The organism is Micromonospora sp. NPDC051925 (assembly GCF_044548625.1).
Lineage (GTDB): Bacteria > Actinomycetota > Actinomycetes > Mycobacteriales > Micromonosporaceae > Micromonospora.
The window spans coordinates 27,920-49,226 of the sequence record NZ_JBIUCH010000003.1 but is presented as its reverse complement, the minus strand read 5'-3'; the positions used below and the strand labels follow the sequence as shown (position 1 = coordinate 49,226).

Sequence of the window (21,307 nt, the reverse complement as noted above, 5' to 3'; positions counted from 1 at the left end):
CGTTCAGTACGCCGCCGTGAAACGCATGTTCTCGAAGCGTGGTTCCTCGATCTCGTCGACGATCGCCACGGCCAGGTCCTCGTAGCTGAGCACCGAGCGTCCCCGGTCGTCGGCGACCGGGTGCTCGGTGCCGGTGCGGTACCGGCCGGTCCGCTCACCGGGATGGAACTCCACCGGCGGCGGCGAGACGTACGTCCAGGTCACCCCGTCGGCCGAGGAGCGGTACAGGGTCAGGGCGTCGGCCTGCCCGAGCGCCGCGTCCCGGTACTCGTCGGGGAAGTCCGGCTCGTCGAGGAACGGGGTGCCCCGCGGGGTCAGCAGGGTGGCACCGCCGCCGACGTGGATCACCCGGGGTGGGGCGGGCAGCTCGCGCAGGACCGTGACCAGGTTCTCCGCCGCGGTACGCCAGAGCGCCCGCTCGCCGCCGCCGACCGCCACCACGATCACGTCGGCGTCCGGGGCCAGTTCGGCGACGCTGTGTGCCGAGGTGACGTCCCCGGTCACCACGGGCACCCCGGGCGGCAGCCAGGTGACCGCCTCCGGGCGGCGGACCGCCGCGGTGACCCGGTGACCCCGGCCGGCCGCCTCGGCGACGATCCGCGAGCCCGCGGTGCCCCCTGCGCCGTACACCACCACGTTGCTCATGACGTCCAGGCTAGGGAGCGGCCCGCCGGCCCGGTGGGGTAACCGGCGATCCGGCCGGGACGGGGTGAGTTGCGGGGATCGGCTACGGTGAGTCCGTTCTTGATCATCGAACCACGGGGGACGTCATGGCCCACTTTTCCATCCCACGCCGGCTGCTCGCCTGGAGCGCGCCGGCCGCCCTCGCCCTCGCCGCCGCGCCGGCCGCGCCCGCCCTGGCCGAACCGGCCGGTCGACACTCGACGCCCCTGGTCGCCGTCGAGATCCCGGTCGACCGGGATCTCGACGGCGACGGCGTACCGGATCTGGTCACCGTCGGCGGCACCGCAGGCCTTGGCTCCGGCGTCTGGTCCGCGACCGGCCTGACGTCCCGCCGGACCGGTGCCGGCACCGGTCGGGTGGGGACGCCGGCCAGTAACATCGGGCTGCGCGGCAACGGCGTCGGCGGCACCAACGCGCCCACCGAGTTCGACGGCGCACAGGTGATCACCGGGCGCTTCCTCGGCGGCGATCAGCAGGACTTCCTCGCCTACTACCCGAGCGGTCCCGCTGCCGGAGACGCCAGCATCATCCGCGGGGCCGGCGACGGCACCATGCTCAACCCGTACTACAGCGGCAACCAGCAGACTGTCGTCAGCGATCAGCTCGTCGACGACAACGGCAACGTGCCGCTCCAGGTGGTCAACGCCTATGGGGCCGACGGGGTCGGCACGGAGTACCCGGATCTGATCTCGGTCACCGGCGACGCCACCAACGGCCACCGGCTGGTCTACCACCCCAGCTTGCCGATGCCCGGCGGCTACCTCACCACGGTCGCGTTGGCCGACGCCACCCCGACCGAGGGCACGGACTGGCAGAACTGGACCATCGCCAGCACCGAGACGGCCAACGGGGTGGCGATGTACCTCCGCAACGCCTCCACCGGTGACCTCTTCCTCTGGACCGGTGTCACCCTGGTCGACAACGGTGACGGCACCGGCTCACTGACCCGCACCCAGTACCGGGTCGCCAGCAACTGGAACACTGCCACGGCGATCACCACGATCTCGGTCGCGGACATCAACGCCGACGGCATCCCGGACCTGTGGGCCGTGCGCCCGGACGCTACCGTCCGGGCGTACCTCGTCTCCGGACTGTCGGCCGGCGGTCCCGCGACCGTGCGGGCCAAGGGTGTCCAGCGACTGATCTGAGCTGCGATCGGGACGCCGCCCCGGTGGCGGCGGCCCGACGGCTCAGCCGACCAGGGCGGCGTAGACCAGTTGGCGCAGCTGCGAGCGCAGCGGGTAGGTGCTCGACGGCATCAGCTGGGTGAAGAGCAGCGCGGTGACCTCCTCGGCCGGGTCGACCCAGAACGCGGTGCTGGCCAGCCCGCCCCAGTAGTACTCGCCGACGCTGCTCGGCACCCGGGCCGGCACCGGGTCCTGCACCACGGCGAAGCCCAGGCCGAAGCCGATGCCGTCCAGCACCGTCTCGGCGAACCCCTGCGGCTCCAACGCCGCCAGGTCGCTGCCGCCGGGCAGGTGGTTGCGGGTCATGTAGCGCACCGTCCGGGGCCCGAGCAGTCGTACGCCGTCCAGCTCGCCGCCGCGCAGCAGCAGCTGGGTGAACCGGTGGTAGTCGGCGGCCGTGGAGACCAGCCCGCCGCCGCCGGAGAGGCACTCCGGGCGGGTCAGCGCGGCGGATCCGATCTGGTCGGCGCGGACCACCCGGCCGGTGCCCGGGTGCGGGGTGTAGAGGGCGGCGAGCCGCTTGGCGTCCGCCGGGTCGACCCAGAATCCGGTGTCGGTCATGCCGAGCGGGGCGAGGATCCGTTCGGTGAGGAAGTCGTCCAGGCTCTGCCCGGAGACCACCTCGACGAGCCGGCCGAGCACGTCGGTGGAGACGCCGTAGTTCCAGCCGGTGCCGGGTTGGAACAGCAGCGGCAGGGTCGCCATCCCGGCGGTGGCCCCGGCCAGGTCCAGCCCCGGCGGGACGCCGAGGTCGTAGCCGGCCGCCCGGTAGAGCGCGTCGACCACCGAGGTCTGCGCGAAGCCGTAGGTCAGCCCGGAGGTGTGGGTGAGCAGGTGCCAGACCCGGATCGGCTCGACCGCCGGCACGGTGTACGCCTTGAGCGCCGAGCCCTTGTCGAAGACCCGGACGTCGGCGAACTCCGGCAGCCACCGGTTGATCGGGTCGTTCAGCTCGAACCGGCCCTCCTCCCACAGCATCATCGCCGCGACCGAGGTGATCGGCTTGGTCATCGAGTAGATCCGCCAGATGGTGTCCGGCTCGACCGGGGTGCCCGCCTCCACGTCGCGCAGCCCGTACACCGAGGAGTGGGCGACCTCGCCGCGGCGGGTGACCACGACCTGCCAGCCGGCCAGCCGCCCGTCGTCGACGTAGCGGCCGAAGTGTTCGTCGATCCGCGCCAGCCGGGCGGGATCGAAGCCGACGCGGTCCGGATCGCTGCTGCGTGCCACACTCACGCCGCCGAACCTACTAGCCGGTACGCGCCGGACGGAAGGTCCGGCGGCGGTGTCGGTGGTCGCACATAGGGTGGGGCGATGCCGGAGACCACCGAGGACGAGACGTTCCGCCGCACCGACTGGTACGCCGAGGAACTGGTGGACCGGCACTTCGTCCGCTGCGTCTTCTCCGACGTCGACCTGACCGAGGCGGTCAGCCGCGGTGCCTCGTTCACCGAGTGCACCTTCGGCGCGGTGTCGTTCAACGCCTCCCGGCACATCGACTCGGCCTTCGTCCGCTGCGTGTTCCGCAAGTGCAACCTGTTCGAGGCCGAGTTCACCGGCTGCAAGCTGGTCGGCAGCACGTTCGACCAGTGCGAGCTGCGTCCGCTGCGGGTGTCCGGCGGGGACTGGTCGTTCGTCGGGCTGCCCGGTGCCGACCTGCGCGGCGCGCACCTCGCCGACGTACGGATGCGTGAGGTCGACCTGACCGGGGCGAACCTCACCGGCGCGACCCTGGCCCGGGTGGACCTCTCGGCAGCGCAGCTGCACGCGGTGCGGTTCACCGGTGCCGATCTGCGGGGCAGCGACCTCACCGCGCTGGACCCGACGGCGGTCGAGCGGGCCGGCGCGGTGATCGACCTGGAGCAGGCGATGGTGCTGGCGCAGTCGCTGGGTTTCGAAATTCGCTGACCGGCCCGCCGCTCGGTTGATCTCCACGCCATCATGGGGTTGACCTGGGCGTCGGCAATAGGCAGCAAACTTTCCATCGGGCCCACTTGGTAACAAACTGGAAACGCCCACCCGCTGGCGTATGGCGTGTTCCGGCCCTGGAATGAAAACGTGAGAACGCTCACGCGGCGACCGAACCCCTCCCCGACCGGTCGCGGGCGTCGGGCTGGGGAGTGGGACATACGTGAACGACCAAGAGACCTGGCGGATCGGGCCGGGCCCGACGACGCGCATCGCGCAGCGGCGGGAGGCCCGACGTCGGCAACGTCGCCGCTGGGCGATCGAGGCGGTGGCGGCCCTGGCCTGCCTCGCGGCGCTGGTGACGTACCTCGGGCCGGACGCGGACCCGCCACCGGAGTCGGACGCGGTGCTGCCGGCCGGTGCGCCCACCCCGGCCGGTTACCCGACCGGCGTGGTGGGGTCGGGTGAGCCGGCCGAGACCGGGATCGTCACGCCCGGGTTGCAGCCCCGGGAGCGGACCCCGTCGCCGACACCTGGCGTCCCGTCGACCCCCGCCACCTCACCGGCCGCATCGCCGGCGGCGTCGACGCTCAGCGTCTCCCGGGCCGAGGTGCCCGCCGAGGTGGACCTGACCGGGCTGGGCACCCGGGACTGGGTCCACTGGGGGCTGAACCGCCCGGAGACCCTGGTCCGCAAGGACGGCGGCACCGGGGAGATCCGGGACGAGGGCGGCCGGGGCGCACGCGACCGGTACGACACCAACCCCGAACTGTTCGCCTGGCGGAACGGGGTTCCGGCGCCGGCCGTCGACGCCACCGGCACCGGTGTGTTCGTCTGCGGCGTCGGGAACGGCTTCGCGCTGGCCGTGGCGGGCAGCGGCGAACTGCGTACGGTGCACCTCTTCGCCGGGCTGTGGATGGCCCAGGGGCGGCTGGACGTGCGGCTCTCCACCGGCGGGCCGACCCGCACGATGCGGTTGGAGGACCCGCACACCACCCACACCACCCAGTTCGTCATCCGGTTCCGGGTGCCCCGGGGCGAGAAGGTGCTGATCAATTGGACCGTCGAGGGGACCTTCAACAACAGCTGTGGCAACGTGAACCTGCAAGCGGCAGCGGTGGGTTGAGCCGGTTGCCGCCTTCGGGGGTCGATGCCGGGATAGCGTGGCCACGGCGACGACCACGAGCTAGCTGGAGGCACAGATGTCGACCAACGAGCAGGTGCTGGACAGCCCCGAGGGCTGGGTCGCCGACCACATCCGGCGGTACGTCGAGACCGGTGGCGTCGAGGGGCACGAGTGGCAGCCGGGCGTGTGGACGTTGCTGTTGACCACCCGGGGGCGGCGCAGTGGCAAACTGCGCCGTACCGCGCTCATCTACGGCCGGGACGGCGACGACTACCTGGTCGTCGCCTCCCAGGGTGGTGCGCCCCAGCACCCCGCCTGGTACCTCAACCTGCTCGACGATCCCGAGGCGGAGGTGCAGGTCGGCGCGGAGACGTTCGCCGTCCGGGCGCGCACCGCCGAGCCGGCGGAACGGGCGCGGATGTGGTCGACGATGACCGGCATCTGGCCGGCCTACGAGGAGTACCAGACCAAAACCGACCGGGAGATCCCGGTGGTGGTGTTGCAACGGCGCTGACCCCGCCGCGACCGGTGCGGGCCCACCCGGGGTGGGCCCGTCCGGGTGGGCCGGCTGCGGCCGGTGCCGGGGTAGTGCTCAGCAGACGATCGGCTTGACCCAGGAACACTCCCCGCCCTCGGGCGTCCGGGGTGACTCCGGGGCCACCGGAGGCGTCGCTCGGGCCGTGCCGCCGTCCCGCTCACGGTAGGAGGCCAACGCGATGGCGATCTGGTCCTCCAACTCCTTGACCGACGACGTCAGGTGGTTGTTGAACACCACCGAGAAGACCAGCATCCGGCCGTCGGCGTCGGTGACGTAGCCGGAGAGGCCGGACACCCCGGTCAGGCTTCCGGTCTTGGCGTGCACGTTGTTCGCCGCCGCCGTGCCGCGCATCCGGCTGCGCAGGGTGCCGCCGACGAGGCGCTCGGCGTTGCCGGCGATCGGCAGGGCCGCGTACCAGGTGTCGAACCAGGGTTCCCGGCGGACGGCGGCGAGCAGTGCGACGAACTCGTCGGCCGGGATCAGGTTGCGCCGGGACAGCCCGGAGCCGTCGAGTTGGCGCAGGGTGCCGGTGTCCACTCCGGCGTCGGCGACGTACTCGCTGATCGCCGTCAGCCCCGCCGGCCAACTGCCGGAACCGGAGATCACCCGCCCGATCTCCTTGGTCAGCACCTCGGCGTGCCCGTTGTTGGACAGCTTCAGGAAGGGCACCAGCAGCTCGGCCAGGGGCATCGAGTCGTGTCGGGCCACCGGTGTGGCGTCCGCCGGGGTGGCCCGGCCGAGCACGGTCGGGCCGAGCACCCGCACCCCGTGCCGGCGCAGCGCGTCGCGGAAGACGGCGGCGGCGTAGCCGGTGGGCTCCCAGACGGTCATCCAGTCGCTGGTCGGCTCGGCACCGACCGCGATCCGGCCGGTGACCACGATGGTGTTGCCGCCGTGCGTCCGCTCGAACGAGAGCGTCGTCTCACCGTCGGCGGTCGTCTCGGCCCGGTTGTCGATCCGCAGGTACCCGTTGGGTGGGGTCATGGTGACCACCGGCTTCGCCCCGACCGTGCCCGCCGGGGCGGCCCGCACGATGACGTTGCCCGCGTCGTAGTCGGCGTCCGGTGCCACCGTCAGCGCGGAGACCTGGGCCGCGTAGTAGTAGGACTCGTCGTCCCAGGCCCACTCCGGACCGAGCCGGGTGCTGTCGTAACGGGTGTCGTCGGCGACCAGGGAGCCGGTCACCATCCGTACCCCGTCGGCGGCGACCTGGGCGGCCAGCGCGTCGTAGTCGGCGGCCAGCATCGTCGGGTCGCCGCCGCCGCGCAGGTAGAGGTTGCCGGAGACGAGCCCGGCCCGACGCCGGCCGTCGGTGAGTGTGTCGGTGGTGAACCGGTGCCCGGGGCCGAGCAGTGCCAGGGCAGCCGTCGAGGTCAGCAGCTTGGTGTTGGAGGCGGGCACCAGCCGGCGGTCGCCGTTGCGGTCGTAGAGGGTCCGGCCGGTGGCGGCGTCCGCCACGACCACCCCGGCCTGTGCCCCTTCCAGCCGGGCGTCGGCGAGGATGGCGTCGATGGTGGCGTGCAGCCGGGTGGCCGCCGGGGTGGGTGACTCGGCGGTGGCCGGGAGCGCACCGGCGGCGGCCACGGTGGCGACCAGTGCCACCAGCGCCAGCGTCCGGGGGAAGAGACGGCGATGCATGCGCTGACGCTGTCACGAAGATTTCCGTCAGGCAAGCCTCAACGCCGTAGGATTTCTCCGTACCGTCCGGCCGGGTCGGGAGCCGGCGCCGGTGCCCGATCGGGTCGGTCCGTCGGTGCGCTCAGGTCGGGTTCGGCGCGGCCGGATCGGGCGCGTCGGGCTCGGCCCGGAAGTGCGCGCTCCGCTTCACCAGCAGCGGGGCGACCAGCGCGGCCAACGCCCCGCCGAGCAGCGGGAAGACGATGAACACCCACAGCTGCCGCAGTGCCGTGCCGCCCTCGAACAGGGCCGGGCCGAACGACCGGGCCGGGTTGACCGAGGTGCCGTCCAGGGTGATCCCCACCAGGAGTGCCGCAGCCAGCGCCAGGCCGATCGCCAGGCCGGCGAAACCGGCGTGCTCGACCCGGCTCGTCACCACCAGCACCACCAGCACGAACAGGAACGTCAGGATGGTCTCCAACACCGCCGCCCCACCCCGGTTGATGTGCACGCCGTAGCCGTTGGTGCCCAACGCCCCGGTCTGGTCGGCCACACCGCCCCAGCGGACCAGCCCCCAGATGACGAAGCTCGCCACCGTCGCCCCGACGAACTGCGCGACCCAGTACGCGACCGCGCCGATCACGGAGATCTTGCCGGAGAGCAGCACCCCCAACGTCACCGCCGGATTGAGGTGGGCGCCGGAGAGCGGACCGATCGCGTACACCAGCGCCACCAGGACGAACCCGAAGGCCAGGGCCACGACCACCACCCCGCCCTGCACCCGGGCGAAGACCGTGCTGCCCACCCCGAAGAAGATCAGCAGCAGGGAACCGAGCAGCTCGGCGGCGTACCGTCTGGCAGCGTCCATGCGCCCAGCGTATGAATGATCAGGAAGCTCAGGTGCGGAAATGTGAATGTTCGGCGGGAGTTCGACAGATGCTGCTCTATTTGACGAAGCCTCGGGCAGCGGGCACCGTGGGTGGGGAGGGCCGCGCGAGGCGCCCCGAATCGCCCGGCGAGCACCGGTTCGCCGCAGGGAGCGCGCATCTGTCGTCGCGCGACGTCCGATCCCGAGAATCCCGAGGAGTCCCACCATGCTCACCATGACCGACAACGCCGTGCTCGTGATCCGTGACCTCGCGGCCCAGCAGGACGTCGCCCAGGACGGTGGGCTGCGGATCGCCGCCGACACCGAGGCCGGCGCGCTCACCATCGAGCTGGTGCCCGTGCCGGCGCAGGGTGACCAGGTCGTCGACACCGAGGGGGCGCGCATCTTCCTCGACTCCGAGGCCGCCGAGCTGCTCAACGACAGCTCCGTGGACGCCTCCGTCGACGACGAGGGCGTGGTCCAGTTCGGCTTCACCGAGCTGGAGTGACCTGATCAGCGGGCCCGCCAGTGCTCCCCGCCCCGGTGCGGACGGGTGAACCCGTCCCGGTCCTCGACGCCCGCAGGCGGGCCCCGACGATGCCCGTCGACCGGGCCGGTCAACGCCGCCACCACGTGCGCCAGGTGGTGCGACGTGCTCCACGCCGTCCAGTTCGCCGGTGAGCCCGCGCCGGTCACCCGGCGGGCCCGACGCAGCAACTCGTGGTCGCCCCAGGAGAAGCCCGCCCCGGCGGCCGGCCAGTGCGGTGCGGTGACCAGCGTGCGGCACAGGTCGGCGAAGCGCTCGTCGCCCCGGCCACCCCGCCGCGACCAGCGGTAGATCCACCACCCGTCCTCGGCGGTGTACCGCACGGTGGGTAGCCGGTCGCCCGGCTCCACGTCGCCCGGTGGGGCGGGGACCACTCCGTAGTCGCCATAGCCCACGCCCAGGTCGGCCAGCCGACGCCAGAACAGCCAGTCCCACCGGTCCACCCGCACCGGCTCGTCGGTGCGCAGCCGGGACAGCGACGGCGGCATCCCGCCGGCCGCCACGGTCACCCTGCGCCAGGCGTTGCGGCGGGCCCAGTCCACCAGCCGGCGCACCCGGGGCTCGGCGAGGCGCAGGTCGGCCGGGCAACACACGTCACCGGCGTCGACCAGCAGGTCGCACTGCTCCGGGACCAACCCGGTCCAGCGCCACACCCGCTCCACCGCCGTCGTGGTGGCGTCCGGTCCGGCTCGGTCCCGGCCGACCTGCAACCGGACCACCGCCCCCCGGCCGTACGCCCGGCACGCCGCGCCGTGCGCCACCAACCGCCCCTCGCCGCACGTCAACCCGATCACCGGCAGCACCGGTACGCCCCACCGGGCCAACTCGCCGTCCGGCCCGTCGGGCAGCGCGCGGACGTCGACGGCCGGCACCAGTCCGGCGGGCAGCCGGCCCAGCAGTTCGGGCAGGCCGGTGTCGGCCGGGGACACGTCGAGGACGGGGGCGACCAGGGGAGCCGCGGCGCTGTCCAGATGACCCAGCGCCTCCAACTCACCGCGTCTGCTGGTGAGGATGGGGCGGTAGACCGGTCCCGCCACCCGACCCCCGGAGGCGGGCACCATACCTCAATCTACCGAGCCGGCCGCCCCCGTCACAGAGGTGAACGGCAATCGCATGATGCGGGCATTGACAGTGGTCGGCGTCGGTGGTGGCATGGGTGGGCGGTACGCCGGGCGTGGAAGGGCATCCGAAGGCCATGTCCCCGCTCCATCCTGCCCGGAAGGCGTACCCCTCATGACATCGTCGCGTCACCGTGCCGGCCTGCTCGCGGCGTTGACCGCCGCCGCCGCGCTGCTGCTGGCCGTCCCGCTGCCCGCCCAGGCCCTCGCGGTACCCGAGCCGACCACCCCGGTCACCGGCAACGCCACCCACTTCGACGGCCTCGGCGCCCCGTACGGCGGCTGTGGCCTGCCCCAGGCGGAGCTGGACGCGCCGGACTTCGTCGCGCTCAACGCCTACGACCTGCCCGGCGACTACTCCTCGTACCCGACCCGGCCGATCCCGGCCAGCCAGGCGGCCAAGATCGGGCTGTGGAACAACGGCCTCAACTGCGGCCGTTTCGTCCAGGTCACCGTCGGCGACTACTGCACCGGCGTCAACGACGGCGCACCCGGCCAGCCGTTCTGCCGCAACGGATCGTGGACCGCCGACGCCTACAACGGCGCGACCCTCACCATGGTGGTGGCGGACAGCTGCGGCGACGGCAACGCCTGGTGTCGTGACGATCCGTACCACCTGGACCTCTCCACCGCCTCGCTCAACCGGTTCGTCAAGGGCGGGACGCCGGTGGGGGACATGAACCCCACCCACTGGAACAACCGGCACGTCTCCTGGTCGTTCGTGCCCGCACCGAACTACTCGGGGGACATCCGGATCGGCTTCATGCGGGGCGCGCAGCGGTACTGGCCGGCGATCGCCGTCTCGCACCTGGCCAACGGCATCCACGGGGTGGAGTACCTGGCCGGTGGGGTGTGGACGGCCGCCACGATGAACAGCGACATGGGGCAGTCGTACGTGATCGGGGCGACCGCCTCCGGGGGCACCGACTTCCAGATCCGGGTACGCGACGCGGCCGGCACGCTGATCAACAACGGTCGGGTCTACCGGTTCGCGCTGCCCGCCTCCTGCGGCGGCACGTGTTCGGCGGCGTACACCCGGGTCGACTACACCACCTCCGACGGCCCCACCCCCACGCCCACCGCAACGCCGACGGCCACCCCCACGGCCACGCCGACAGTGACGCCGACGGCCACCCCCACGGTGACCCCGACCGGCACTCCCACCGGCACGCCGGCACCGGTGACCGGTTGCTCGGCCGGCTACCGGGTGGTCAGCTCCTGGTCGGGCGGCTTCCAGGCGGAGGTGACCGTCCGCAACACCGGGGCCAACGCCGTCACCGGCTGGACCAACACGCTCACCTTCGCCGGCGCACAACAGGTCGCCTCGTCCTGGAATGCCACGGTCAGCCAGTCCGGCCGGCAGGTCACCGCCACCAACGCCAACTACAACGGGAACCTGGGCCCCGGTGCGACCACCAGCTGGGGGCTCGTCGTCACCGGCGACAACCAACCCCCGACGGTGCTGACCTGCGCCGCCCGGTGACCAGGACGGGCGCACGGCGCCGTCCGACCCGCTGGTCGTCCGTCGCCGCGCTCCGACCGTCTCCCACCACCGCAGCCATCTGGCGGTACGCCAGCGGGGACCTGGTTCGACCGGTCCGCTCGTCGCGCCGGTCGGAGTGCTCGATGCCCGTTCCCGCGACACGCAAACCTGAGCGGGTGGGGAATTCCACCATCTGCACGGCGCGGCGTGATCCGTCGCCGTTGCGGGTATGAGCGGCACATGGAGCATTTCACGATCGCGACGGTCGCCCAGAAGAGCCCGGACTTCCGCCGGGTGCTCTGGACCGGCGAGAAGACCCAGTTGGTGATCATGACCATTCCGCCGGGCGGCGAGATCGGCGAGGAGGTCCACGACGGGATCGACCAGATCCTGACCTTCGTCAGCGGCACCGGTGAGGCCCGGGTCGGCGGGGAGACCCGCGAGGTCGCCCAGGGTGACCTGGTGGTGGTGCCGTCCGGAACGAAGCACAACTTCGTCAACACCGGGCCCAACCCGCTGGTCCTCTACACCGTCTACGGCCCGCCGGAGCACGCCGACCAGGTGGTGCACCGGACCAAGGAGGAGGCCGACGCGGCGGAGGCCGCCGGTCAGGACGAACCGCCGACGTCCTGACCCGCCACCCTGGCCGTACCCGGCCTGGAGGGGCACCCCTGCTCGGCGCGTTCGTGCAGCAGGGGTGCCCTTCCTCGCCAGGAGCGGACCAGCGGGAGCCGGCCTGAACGGGTCGGAGCCGGGTATCCGGCCCGGGTGCACCAGCCGGCGATCGCGGACTACGCGTTCCTCTCCGACTGCCGCTCCGGGGCGCTGGTCGCCCGGGACGGCTCGGTCGACTGGTGGTGCCCGGCCCGGTTCGACGCGCCGTCGGTCTTCGGCCGGGTGGTGGACCCGGACGCCGGGCACTGGCGGATCGCGCCGTTGGCCCCCGGCCGGGTGGAACGGGCGTACCTGCCGGACACGCTGGTGCTGCGCACCGTGCACCACACCCCGCAGGGCAGCGTCGCGGTGACCGACGCGCTCGCCGCCGAGCCGGGCGCCCGGGGACACGAACTGGGGAGGAACTCGCCGGCCGTGCTGCTCCGGGTGGTCGAGGGGCTCAGTGGACGGGTCCGGATGGGCCTCGAACTTCGCCCCCGACCGGAGTACGGCCTGCTCACCCCGTACCTGCACGAGCAGGACGACGGTGCGGTGCTGGCCGCCGCCGGCCCGGTCACCCTGACCCTGCGCGGCACCGGGTCACGGCTGCGGGCCGACCGTGACGCGGTCCGGCACGAGTTCGAGGTGGCGGCCGGGGAGCGCGTCGGCTTCGACCTGGCGTACGCGTCGGCGTACGGCGGGCGGCCGGCGCGGCTGGACCCGGTGGCCGCGCTCGCCGACACGGCACGGGCCTGGGAGGCGTACCGGGAGACCCACCGGTACACCGGGAGCTACCCGACGCAGGTGCGGCACAGCGCGACCGTGCTGACCGGGCTGACCTACACCCCCAGCGGCGCGGTGGCCGCCGCGCTCACCACCTCGCTGCCGGAGCGGATCGGCGGGGACCTCAACTACGACTACCGGTTCTCCTGGCTGCGCGACTTCTCGTTGACCATGCGCGCGTTCTGGGTGGCCGCCTGCCCGGACGAGGCCGGCCGGCTCTTCGCCTGGGCCGCCCGTTCGATCGGTCGGGTGGGCGACGATCCGGTACCGGTGCTGTTCGGGCTGGAGGGGGAGCGGGACGTCTCCGAGCACGAGGCCGCCAAGCTGCGCGGCTACGCGGGCAGCCGGCCGGTGCGGATCGGTAACGACGCCTGGCAGCAACGGCAGCTCGACGTGCCCGGTGAGGTGGTCCTGGCGGTCTGGCAGCTGCGCGACTACCTGGGGGACACCTTCGACGTGGAGCTGCGGGAGATGGTGGTCGGGCTGGCCGAGCAGGTGGCGTCGACCTGGCGGCTGCCGGACCGGGGGATGTGGGAGACCCGGGACGTCGAGCGGCACTACCTGTTGTCCAAGGTGCTGTGCTGGGTGGCGCTGGATCGGGCGGTCATGCTGGCCCCCCGCCTCGCCGGCGAGGCGGACGTGCCGCGCTGGGCGGCGATCCGGGACGAGATCCGGGCCACCGTGCTGCGCGAGGGCTGGAACGACCGGGTCGGTGCGTACACCGGGGCGTTCGGGTCGGCGGAGTTGGACGCCTCGGCGCTGCTGCTGCCGATGGTGCGCTTCCTGCCGGCCACCGACCCCCGGATGCGGGCGACCATCGCGACGATCGAGCGGGAGCTGGGCGGCGGCGACGGCCTTCTCCGGCGGTGGAGCGCCGACCCGGAGGGTTTCGTGCTCTGCTCGTTCTGGCTGGTGGAGTGCCTGGTGCTGACGGGGGAGCGGGAGCGGGCACGGCGGCTGTTCGAGCAGGTGCTGGGGCACGCCAACGACGTCGGGTTGTTCGCCGAGCAGCTGGACCCGCGGACCGGGGCGCAGCTGGGCAACACTCCGCAGGCGTTGTCCCACATCGGGCTGATCAATGCGGCCTGGCGGCTGACCGATCCGACCACGTCCTGATCGGTGCGGCGTCGATTCGCGCGGTGGCGGGTGCCGGTCCGGCCCTTACCGCACGGGTACGCCGGAGACGTCCACCGTCTCCGGGTACTTCAGCCCCGACCCGGTGTTCAGCACCACCACCCGCTCGTCGGCCCTGATCCAGCCACCGGCCCGCAGCTGTCGGGCAGCGGTCAGGCAGGCCGCCCCCTCCGGGCAGAGCAGCAGGCCCTCCCGGGCGGCGAAGTCCCGCAGGTCGGCCAGGATCTCCGCGTCGTCGACGGCGAGCGCGGTCCCGCTGCTCTCCCGCAGCGCGGCCAGGATCAGCTCGTCGCCCAGCGGGGCCGGCACGGTGATCCCGAACGCCACCGTGTGCGCGTCGGCCCACGGTCGGGCCCGGTCCTCACCGGCGGCGAACGCCCGGACGATCGGCGCGCAGCCGGTCGACTGCACGGCCACCAGCCGGGGCAGCTTGTCACCCACCCAGCCCAACTCCCGCAGCTCGTGCAGGGCCTTGTGGATGCCGATCAGGCCCACCCCGCCACCGGTCGGGTAGATGATCACGTCGGGCACCTGCCAGCCGAGCTGTTCGACGATCTCGTACCCCATCGTCTTCTTGCCCTCCAACCGGTACGGCTCGCGCAGCGTGCCGGCGTCGAAGATCGCGCCGCCCGACCCGGCCACCAGCTCCGCCACCCAGCGCCCGGCATCGCCGATCAACCCGTCCACCAGACGCAGGTCGGCTCCGGCGGCCACGCACTCGCGGCGGCAGATGGCCGGCGCGTCCAGCGGCATCACGATGGTCGAGTCCAGCCCGGCCCGGGTCGCGTACGTCGCCCAGGCCGCCCCGGCGTTGCCGTTGGTCGGCATGGCGATGCGCCGCACGCCCAACTCCCGGGCCCGGCTCACCCCGACGGCCGCCCCCCGTGCCTTGAACGACCCGGTCGGGGTCAACCCCTCGTCCTTCACGATCAGGTCGGAGATGCCGATCTCGTGGCCGTACGCCGGGGCGCGCAACAGCGGCGTCCACCCCTCGCCCAACGTGGTGACGTGTCGCTCGTCGGCCACCGGCAGCACCTCCCGGTAGCGCCACAGGTCGGCCGGGCGCAACCCGAACCGCTCCGGCGTCACCGCGGCGGCCACCGCGGCCAGGTCGTAGCGGACCAGCAGCGGCGAGCCGCAGTCACAGAGGTTGGTGAGCGCGTCCGCGTCGTGCTCCCTCCCGCAGCGGGGGCACTCCAGGTGGGTCAGGTACACGATGCTCCTCGCCGTCAACCCGCGTCGATACCCAGCACCGGCATTGTCCGGCAACCCGCGCCGCTTCGCCGGATGCCCGGCATGTCCGGGGCGATCACGGGTAGAACGGTCGTCATGGACCTCGACCAACCCACCGCCCTGCTCCCCGGCGACGTACGGATGCCGCTGCTCGGTTTCGGCACCTGGCAGGCCACCGGCCGGGCCGGGTACGACGCCGTGCTGGCCGCGTTGGACGCCGGCTACCGGCACCTCGACACCGCCACGATGTACGGCAACGAGGAGGAGGTGGGCCGGGCGGTCAGGGAGAGCGGGCTGCGCCGGGAGGACGTCTTCATCACCACCAAGCTGCCACCGGACCGGGTCGGCCGGGAACGCGAGACGATCGAGGCGAGCCTGCGGGCATTGGACACGGACCACGTCGACCTCTGGCTGATCCACTGGCCGCCGTCGTCGCCGTCGGACAGCATCCCGATGTGGCGCGAACTGCTGGCCGCCCGGGACGAGAACCTCACCCGGGCGGTGGGGGTGAGCAACTACGCCACCGCCCAGCTCGACGAGCTGATCCAGGCGACGGAGGAGAACCCGGCGGTCAACCAGATCCGCTGGAGCCCGGCGCTGTACGACCGGCAGCGGCACGCCGAGCACAAGGACCGGGGGATCGTGCTGGAGGGCTACAGCCCGTTCAAGACCAGCGACCTGGCCGACCCGGTGCTGACCCGGATCGCCGCCGCGCACGACGTCTCCCCGGCCCAGGTGGTGCTGCGGTGGCACATCGACCACGAGATCGTGGTGATCCCGAAGTCGGTCACCCCGGAACGCATCCGCGTCAACGCCGACATCTGGGAGTTCTCGCTGACCGCCGAGGAGATGCGCGACATCGACGCCCTGGGTTCCTGACCCCCCGCGCGCCCCGCCCCTCCCGGCCCGGCCCGGCCTGGCCCCGCGAATCTGGGACAGTTGCCGTTCGCCACGAACAGCAACTGTCCCAGATCGGTGGGGCGTGACCCGCCGGGGCAGGGGTACGGGTGGGTGGGTGAGTGGTGGTGGGTCAGGTGCGGGAGCAGGCGACGCCGTTGAGCGAGAAGCTGGTCGGCGTCGAGTACGTGCCGTTCAGCGTGCCCTGGTAGCCGAAGGTCGCCGTGCCGCCGGGGGCGAGGGTGCCGTTGAAGGCGACGTTGCGGGCGGTCACCGCGGCTCCGCTCTGGGTGACGGTGGCGTTCCAGGCGTTGGTGACCTGTTGGCCGCTGGGCAGGTTGTAGGTCAGGGCCCAGCCGTTGATGGTGCTGGAGCCCCGGTTGGTGATGGTCACGTCGGCGGTGAAGCCGCTGTTCCACGAGTTCGACGTGTACTTCACCGCGCATCCGCCGGTCGCCGGGGGCGTGGTGGGTGGGGTGGTGGTCGGCGGAGTCGTGGTCGGTGGGGTGGTGGTGGGCGGGGTGCCGCCGGTGTTGACGCTCTGCGAGAAGTTGGTGACGGCCAGCCCGGCGCCGCCCTGCCACGGCTCGAAGCCGGCCTGGATGCTGGTCAGGTACCAGTCGTTGGTGATCGCCCCACGGTTACGGGTGTCGGCGATGAAGTCCAGGACGTTGAAGCTCAGGCTCGGGATCGCCGACGGCGCGACGTACGAGATGACGTTGTTGCCGCCGTTGTTGCCGCGCCACACCTCCCAGGTGCGTCCGGCCAGGTTGGTGCTGCCCACCGCCGAGCCGATCGGCTGGATCGGGCCCTGCCGGTTGAACCAGATCATGATCTCCATCTGGTTGACGCCGTCCCGCTTCGGCGACGGGTCGAGCCAGATGTCGTAGGCGGCGTCGTAGGTCGCGCCGCTGACGTAGTTGTAGGAGATGCTGGCCGGGGCGCTGCTGATCGACTTCACCTGGACCGGCAGGTTGGTCCCCGGCGAGCAGTTGGTGTAGTGACAGCCGACGAAGATCGACGGGTACGACACCGGTGCGCCGTTGGTCGGCGCGGAGCCCTGCTGGCTGGTGATGCTGAAGCCGGTGCCGGTGACGTTGATGCACTGCTGGGCGCTGGTGCCCCAGCGGTTGTTCTGCACCACGTACCGGCCGCCGATGACGGTCGAGCCGTACGGCTCGCAGATCTGGGTGTCGGCGGAGGCGGTGCCGCCGCCGAGGGCGACGGCGACGAGTGAGCCGGCGGCCAGGAGGCCGGCGGCGGCGAGGGCCCGCAATGGACGCTTCATGATGCTCCTTGGCTGCGGCGCGAGGGGCGCCGGACCTGTCTCGGATGCGACCGGGAGCGCTCCCATGGTCTCGCACACATTTACATACTTGAAACTAAGGCGCAACTGAACCGGTTAAGTTGCACGGTGATCGTGTCCGCCCATGTGAACCTCGTCCTATCGGTTGGGCGCGAGCAGGGCGCGGGCCGTCCGGGTCTGGACCGCCGTCTCCCGCAGCACCGCCGCCAGCCGGGTCCGCGCCTCCGGCCCCAGCCGGTCCACCGGCGCGGCCACCGTGATCGCGTCCACCGCCGGCTCCCGCAGTGGTACGGCCACCGCCACCGCCGCCAGCCCCGGACTGCACTCCTCCCACTCCTCGGCCCAGCCCCGCCGCCGCACGGTGGCCAGCTCGGCCCGGAGCGCCTCCGGTGTGGTGGCCGTGCGACCGGTGACGGCCGGCAGCGGCCACTGGAGCAGCCGGTCGACCTCCTCGTCGGTCCGGGCGGCGAGCAGCGCCTTGCCGGCTGCGGTGGCGTGCGCGGGCAGTCGACGCCCCACCGCGCAGACCGGCCGGACGATGTGCGCCGAGTCCCGCCGGGCGAGCAGCACCACCGAGCCGCGGTCGAGGCGGTAGAGCTGGACCGTCTCGCCCGAGAACTCGGCCAGCCGGTCCAGGGTCACGTCGTAGAGGGCGGCGGCGTCGGCGCCGGCGAGGAACGCGGCGCCGACCTCCAGTGCCCGCAACCCCACCGAGAAGCGGGTCCCGCTCGCGTCCACGGCCACCCACTCGCGGTCCAGCAGGGTCCGCAGGATGGCGTGCAGGCTGCTTTTCGGGATGCCCAGCGCCCGGCTCAGCTCCACTGGCGACCGGGGGCCGGCCGGGGCGGCCAGCGCCTCCAGCACGTCCAGCGCCCGACCCGCCGACTTGACCGACCGGTATGACTCGTCCGTCGTCACGCCGTCACTGTAGTGAGACGAACGACATCCGGCCGATGAGCGTTCTTCGATCGAACGGCGTTCAGCTGGCTGAACAACTTTCTGTCCAGCCCGGCACGTGTCGGGTGTCGGGATCATCGGCTCTGGTGTGCCCCGATCGCGCGGAGTAGTGTCTTGCCTTCAACGCGTGCCGATCCCCTCCGGAGGCGTACACCACCATGGGTGCCTCTCCCCTGCGCATCCTCGTCGTCGGCGCGGGCATCGCCGGGCTGTCCGTCGCCCGGGCGCTGCGCCTGGCGGGATTCCGGCCGGACGTCACCGAGAAGCTGCCCCCGAACGAACTCGCCGACACCGGTCTCTACCTGCCGGGCAACGCGGCTCGGGCGCTGCGCCGGCTGGACCTCGACGGCCCGGTCCGCCCGCTCGGGCAGGTGATCCGCCGCCAGCGCTTCCTCGACGCCGCCGGCGATCCGCTCTGCGAGGTGGACCTCGACGCGCTCTGGGCCGGGGTGGGCGAGTGCCGGGCGCTGCCCCGCCGTGACCTCTACCAGGTGTTGCTCAGCGGTGCGGGGGGCGCGGTCCGGCACGGCGCCGAGGTGAGCACCGTCGAGCTGTTGCCCGCCGGGGTCGCGGTCACCTTCACCGACGGCACCGGCGGCGAGTACGACCTGGTGATCGGTGCCGACGGCCCCCGCTCGGCGGTCCGTGCCCTGGCCGCACTCGGCGGTCCGCCCCGCCCCGCGGGTCAGGTGGTCTACCGGGGAGTGGTGCGCGACGGCCCTTACGTCGCGAACTGGACGGCGTTGCTCGGCCAGCGTGCCGGCTTCCAGGTGGTGCCGCTCGGCGCGGGTCGGCTGTACTGCTACGCCGACGAGGCCGGCACGGTCACCCCGGCCGACCCGGTCGCCCGGCTGCACGAACTCTTCGGCGGCTACGGCGGGCCGGTCCCGGCGGTGCTCGCCGCCTGGCGCGACGTCCAGGTCGGGCTCACCGACGAGGTCGAGCTGGGCCGCTGGCACCGGGGGCGGGTCCTGCTGGTCGGCGACGCCGCGCACGCCACCGCGCCGACCCTGGCCCAGGGGATCGCGATGGCGCTGGAGGACGCCGTGGTGCTCGCCGAGTCGCTCCGCGCCGCCGGCAGCGTCGAGGCGGCCCTGGTGGCGTACGAGAGTCGCCGACGCCCGCGTACCCGATGGGTGCGGGACCGGACCCGGGACCGCAACCGCACCCGTGACGTGCCGCCGGCGCTGCGCGACCCGCTGCTGCGCGGGCGGGGCGGGCGGATCTTCGGCGAGCACTACCGGCTCCTGGTCGACCCGCTGTAGCGCCTCCGCCGGCCGTCCGGACGCGCGGGGCACCCGAGCCCGCTCGACGTGGCCGGTGGCCGAACATGGTGCCAGAGCACCCCGAGCGGTGCTGCCACCTACCGGGGACTAACATCCTTTCGGATGACGGCTCGCAGCTGACAGCGCGTGCCGAGCGGGACAACCGAGAACCGGAGGCCATTCGTGACCACCGTCGCACCCAAGCCGGTCGTGACCCGGCCATGGCCGGTCCGAGAGCCGGTCAAGGGGTCGGCCATCGCGCGGCTGCTGCGCACCACGGACGCGAAGCAGATCGGGATCATGTACATGGTCACCGCGTTCGTGTTCTTCATGATCGGTGGCCTGATGGCCCTGATCATGCGAGCCGAGCTGGCGCGACCGGGCCTGCAGTTCCTGTCGCCGGAGCAGTACAACCAGCTGTTCACGATGCACGGCACGATCATGCTGCTGTTCTTCGCGACGCCGATCGTGTTCGCGTTCGCCAACTACGTCGTGCCGTTGCAGATCGGCGCCCCCGACGTCTCGTTCCCCCGGCTGAACGCCTTCGCGTACTGGCTGTACCTGTTCGGCGGCACCATGGCGACCGCCGGCTTCATCAGCCCGGGTGGCGCCGCCGACTTCGGCTGGACCGCCTACACCCCGCTGAGCACCATGGAACACTCGCCGGGTGTCGGCGCGAACATGTGGGTCGTCGGCCTGGCCATCTCCGGTCTGGGCACCATCCTCGGCGCGGTCAACCTGATCACCACGATCCTGACCCTGCGCGCGCCCGGCATGACCATGTTCCGGATGCCGATCTTCACGTGGAACATGCTGGTCACCAGCCTGCTGGCGATCCTGGTCTTCCCGCTGCTGGCCGCCGCGCTCTTCGCGCTCGCCGCGGACCGCCTGCTCGGCGCCCACGTGTACGACCCGGCCACCGGTGGCCCGATGCTGTGGCAGCACCTGTTCTGGTTCTTCGGTCACCCCGAGGTCTACATCATCGCGCTGCCGTTCTTCGGCATCATCAGCGAGGTCATCCCGGTCTTCTCCCGCAAGCCGATCTTCGGTTACAAGGGCCTGGTCGCCGCCACCATCGCCATCGCCGCGCTGTCGATGAGCGTCTGGGCGCACCACATGTTCGCCACCGGCCAGGTGCTGCTGCCGTTCTTCAGCTTCCTCAGCTACCTGATCGCCGTTCCGACCGGGATGAAGTTCTTCAACTGGATCGGCACCATGTGGCGGGGCCAGATCACCTTCGAGACGCCGATGCTCTTCGCGATCGGCTTCCTGGTGACCTTCCTCTTCGGTGGCCTGACCGGGGTGCTGCTGGCCAGCCCGCCGCTCGACTTCCACCTGCACGACTCGTACTTCGTGGTGGCGCACTTCCACTACGTGCTCTTCGGCACGATCGTGTTCGCCGTCTTCGCCGGCATCTACTTCTGGTTCCCGAAGATGTTCGGCCGGATGCTCGACGAGCGCCTGGGCAAGATCCACTTCTGGCTCACCATGATCGGCTTCCACACCACCTTCCTGGTGCAGCACTGGCTGGGCAACGAGGGCATGCCCCGGCGGTACGCCGACTACCTGCCCAGCGACGGCTTCACCACGCTGAACATGATCTCCACGATCGGCGCGTTCATCACCGGTATCTCGACCCTGCCGTTCATCTGGAACTGCTGGAAGTCGTACAAGACCGGGCCGGTCGTCGAGGTGGACGACCCGTGGGGCCACGGCAACTCGCTGGAGTGGGCGACCAGCTCCCCGCCGCCGCTGCGCAACTTCGACCGGATGCCCCGGATTCGTTCCGAGCGCCCGGCGTTCGACGCGAAGTTCCCCGAGCTGGCCGCCGGCGGCCAGAGCCTCGCCGGCCCGCCGGAGGGTGGTGCCAAGCCGCTGACCAGCGAGGCCAACGGTGGCGCCAGCTACCAGGAGGACAAGGCCGGGAACCTCGACCAGCGCTGACGCCGCAACACACTGACACGGGCGCCGCACCCAGCCGGGTCGGCGCCCGTGGTGTTCT

General features: G+C 72.2%; 19 protein-coding genes. 11 read left to right on the top strand and 8 right to left on the bottom strand.

All coding sequences use genetic code 11. From position 1 onward, the window contains the following. Nucleotides 1–3: 3 nt before the first annotated feature. Nucleotides 4–645: an NAD(P)-dependent oxidoreductase gene (locus ACIG87_RS04835; RefSeq protein ID WP_396848269.1), complete on the bottom strand. Its 642-nt coding sequence runs from the start codon at nucleotides 643–645 to the stop codon at nucleotides 4–6. 125 nt (nucleotides 646–770) lie between these two features. Between ACIG87_RS04835 and ACIG87_RS04830 the strand changes: the two genes are divergently transcribed. Continuing rightward, on the top strand, nucleotides 771–1,832 hold the full coding sequence (locus ACIG87_RS04830; RefSeq protein WP_396848267.1) for a hypothetical protein: 1,062 nt from the start codon (nucleotides 771–773) through the stop codon (nucleotides 1,830–1,832). A gap of 42 nt (nucleotides 1,833–1,874) precedes the next feature. Here ACIG87_RS04830 and ACIG87_RS04825 read toward each other — a convergent pair whose 3' ends face one another. After that, nucleotides 1,875–3,107 (bottom strand): serine hydrolase domain-containing protein, encoded by a 1,233-nt coding sequence (locus tag ACIG87_RS04825; RefSeq protein ID WP_396848266.1) that lies wholly within the window; start codon nucleotides 3,105–3,107, stop codon nucleotides 1,875–1,877. 78 nt (nucleotides 3,108–3,185) lie between these two features. On the opposite strand from ACIG87_RS04825, the gene ACIG87_RS04820 reads away from it, so the two are divergent. The 3 genes from ACIG87_RS04820 (at nucleotide 3,186) to ACIG87_RS04810 (ending at nucleotide 5,419) form a co-directional block, all read left to right on the top strand. Continuing rightward, on the top strand, nucleotides 3,186–3,779 hold the full coding sequence (locus ACIG87_RS04820) for a pentapeptide repeat-containing protein (RefSeq protein ID WP_396848264.1): 594 nt from the start codon (nucleotides 3,186–3,188) through the stop codon (nucleotides 3,777–3,779). 223 nt (nucleotides 3,780–4,002) lie between these two features. Beyond that, nucleotides 4,003–4,905 carry a hypothetical protein gene (locus tag ACIG87_RS04815; RefSeq protein WP_396848262.1) on the top strand — a complete coding sequence of 301 codons (903 nt, stop codon included), beginning with the start codon at nucleotides 4,003–4,005 and terminating at the stop codon, nucleotides 4,903–4,905. A gap of 76 nt (nucleotides 4,906–4,981) precedes the next feature. Further along, on the top strand, nucleotides 4,982–5,419 hold the full coding sequence (locus ACIG87_RS04810) for a nitroreductase family deazaflavin-dependent oxidoreductase (RefSeq protein ID WP_396848260.1): 438 nt from the start codon (nucleotides 4,982–4,984) through the stop codon (nucleotides 5,417–5,419). 78 nt (nucleotides 5,420–5,497) lie between these two features. Here the strand turns inward: ACIG87_RS04810 and dacB are convergent, their stop codons facing one another. Together dacB and ACIG87_RS04800 are read right to left on the bottom strand one after the other, a co-directional pair. Beyond that, entirely contained in the window at nucleotides 5,498–7,081 is a 1,584-nt protein-coding gene (gene dacB, locus ACIG87_RS04805) for a D-alanyl-D-alanine carboxypeptidase/D-alanyl-D-alanine-endopeptidase (protein WP_396848259.1), read from the bottom strand. Nucleotides 7,082–7,202: 121 nt separating this feature from the next. Continuing rightward, nucleotides 7,203–7,928, bottom strand: coding sequence for an MIP/aquaporin family protein (locus ACIG87_RS04800; protein ID WP_396848257.1), 726 nt, complete (start codon nucleotides 7,926–7,928; stop codon nucleotides 7,203–7,205). A gap of 226 nt (nucleotides 7,929–8,154) precedes the next feature. On the opposite strand from ACIG87_RS04800, the gene ACIG87_RS04795 reads away from it, so the two are divergent. Then, a complete protein-coding gene (locus ACIG87_RS04795; RefSeq protein WP_396848255.1) occupies nucleotides 8,155–8,436 on the top strand; it encodes an iron-sulfur cluster biosynthesis family protein in 282 nt (93 codons plus the stop codon). A 5-nt stretch (nucleotides 8,437–8,441) separates the two neighbouring features. Here ACIG87_RS04795 and ACIG87_RS04790 read toward each other — a convergent pair whose 3' ends face one another. Beyond that, the gene (locus ACIG87_RS04790) at nucleotides 8,442–9,536 is read right to left on the bottom strand and encodes a beta family protein (RefSeq protein ID WP_396848253.1); all 1,095 of its coding nucleotides are present in this window, start codon (nucleotides 9,534–9,536) and stop codon (nucleotides 8,442–8,444) included. Between the two features lie 172 nt (nucleotides 9,537–9,708). Between ACIG87_RS04790 and ACIG87_RS04785 the strand changes: the two genes are divergently transcribed. The 3 genes from ACIG87_RS04785 to ACIG87_RS04775 all read left to right on the top strand — a co-directional run bounded on the left by ACIG87_RS04785 (nucleotide 9,709) and on the right by ACIG87_RS04775 (nucleotide 13,629). Beyond that, entirely contained in the window at nucleotides 9,709–11,076 is a 1,368-nt protein-coding gene (locus tag ACIG87_RS04785) for a cellulose binding domain-containing protein (protein WP_396848251.1), read from the top strand. Nucleotides 11,077–11,316: 240 nt separating this feature from the next. Then, nucleotides 11,317–11,709, top strand: a complete 393-nt coding sequence (locus tag ACIG87_RS04780; protein ID WP_396848249.1) for a cupin domain-containing protein — start codon at nucleotides 11,317–11,319, stop codon at nucleotides 11,707–11,709. Between the two features lie 135 nt (nucleotides 11,710–11,844). After that, nucleotides 11,845–13,629 carry a glycoside hydrolase family 15 protein gene (locus ACIG87_RS04775; protein ID WP_396848247.1) on the top strand — a complete coding sequence of 595 codons (1,785 nt, stop codon included), beginning with the start codon at nucleotides 11,845–11,847 and terminating at the stop codon, nucleotides 13,627–13,629. 45 nt (nucleotides 13,630–13,674) lie between these two features. Here ACIG87_RS04775 and ACIG87_RS04770 read toward each other — a convergent pair whose 3' ends face one another. Then, entirely contained in the window at nucleotides 13,675–14,862 is a 1,188-nt protein-coding gene (locus tag ACIG87_RS04770) for a threonine synthase (protein ID WP_396848245.1), read from the bottom strand. A gap of 114 nt (nucleotides 14,863–14,976) precedes the next feature. Here ACIG87_RS04770 and ACIG87_RS04765 point away from each other — a divergent pair, with 114 nt between their 5' ends. Continuing rightward, nucleotides 14,977–15,759 carry an aldo/keto reductase gene (locus tag ACIG87_RS04765; protein WP_396848243.1) on the top strand — a complete coding sequence of 261 codons (783 nt, stop codon included), beginning with the start codon at nucleotides 14,977–14,979 and terminating at the stop codon, nucleotides 15,757–15,759. A gap of 151 nt (nucleotides 15,760–15,910) precedes the next feature. Here ACIG87_RS04765 and ACIG87_RS04760 read toward each other — a convergent pair whose 3' ends face one another. Together ACIG87_RS04760 and ACIG87_RS04755 are read right to left on the bottom strand one after the other, a co-directional pair. After that, nucleotides 15,911–17,065: a cellulose binding domain-containing protein gene (locus ACIG87_RS04760; protein ID WP_396848242.1), complete on the bottom strand. Its 1,155-nt coding sequence runs from the start codon at nucleotides 17,063–17,065 to the stop codon at nucleotides 15,911–15,913. Between the two features lie 156 nt (nucleotides 17,066–17,221). After that, nucleotides 17,222–18,001, bottom strand: a complete 780-nt coding sequence (locus ACIG87_RS04755) for an IclR family transcriptional regulator (RefSeq protein ID WP_396848240.1) — start codon at nucleotides 17,999–18,001, stop codon at nucleotides 17,222–17,224. Nucleotides 18,002–18,198: 197 nt separating this feature from the next. On the opposite strand from ACIG87_RS04755, the gene ACIG87_RS04750 reads away from it, so the two are divergent. Continuing rightward, nucleotides 18,199–19,305 carry an FAD-dependent monooxygenase gene (locus ACIG87_RS04750; protein ID WP_396848238.1) on the top strand — a complete coding sequence of 369 codons (1,107 nt, stop codon included), beginning with the start codon at nucleotides 18,199–18,201 and terminating at the stop codon, nucleotides 19,303–19,305. Nucleotides 19,306–19,488: 183 nt separating this feature from the next. Further along, nucleotides 19,489–21,249, top strand: a complete 1,761-nt coding sequence (ctaD, locus tag ACIG87_RS04745) for a cytochrome c oxidase subunit I (protein WP_396848236.1) — start codon at nucleotides 19,489–19,491, stop codon at nucleotides 21,247–21,249. Nucleotides 21,250–21,307: the final 58 nt, after the last annotated feature.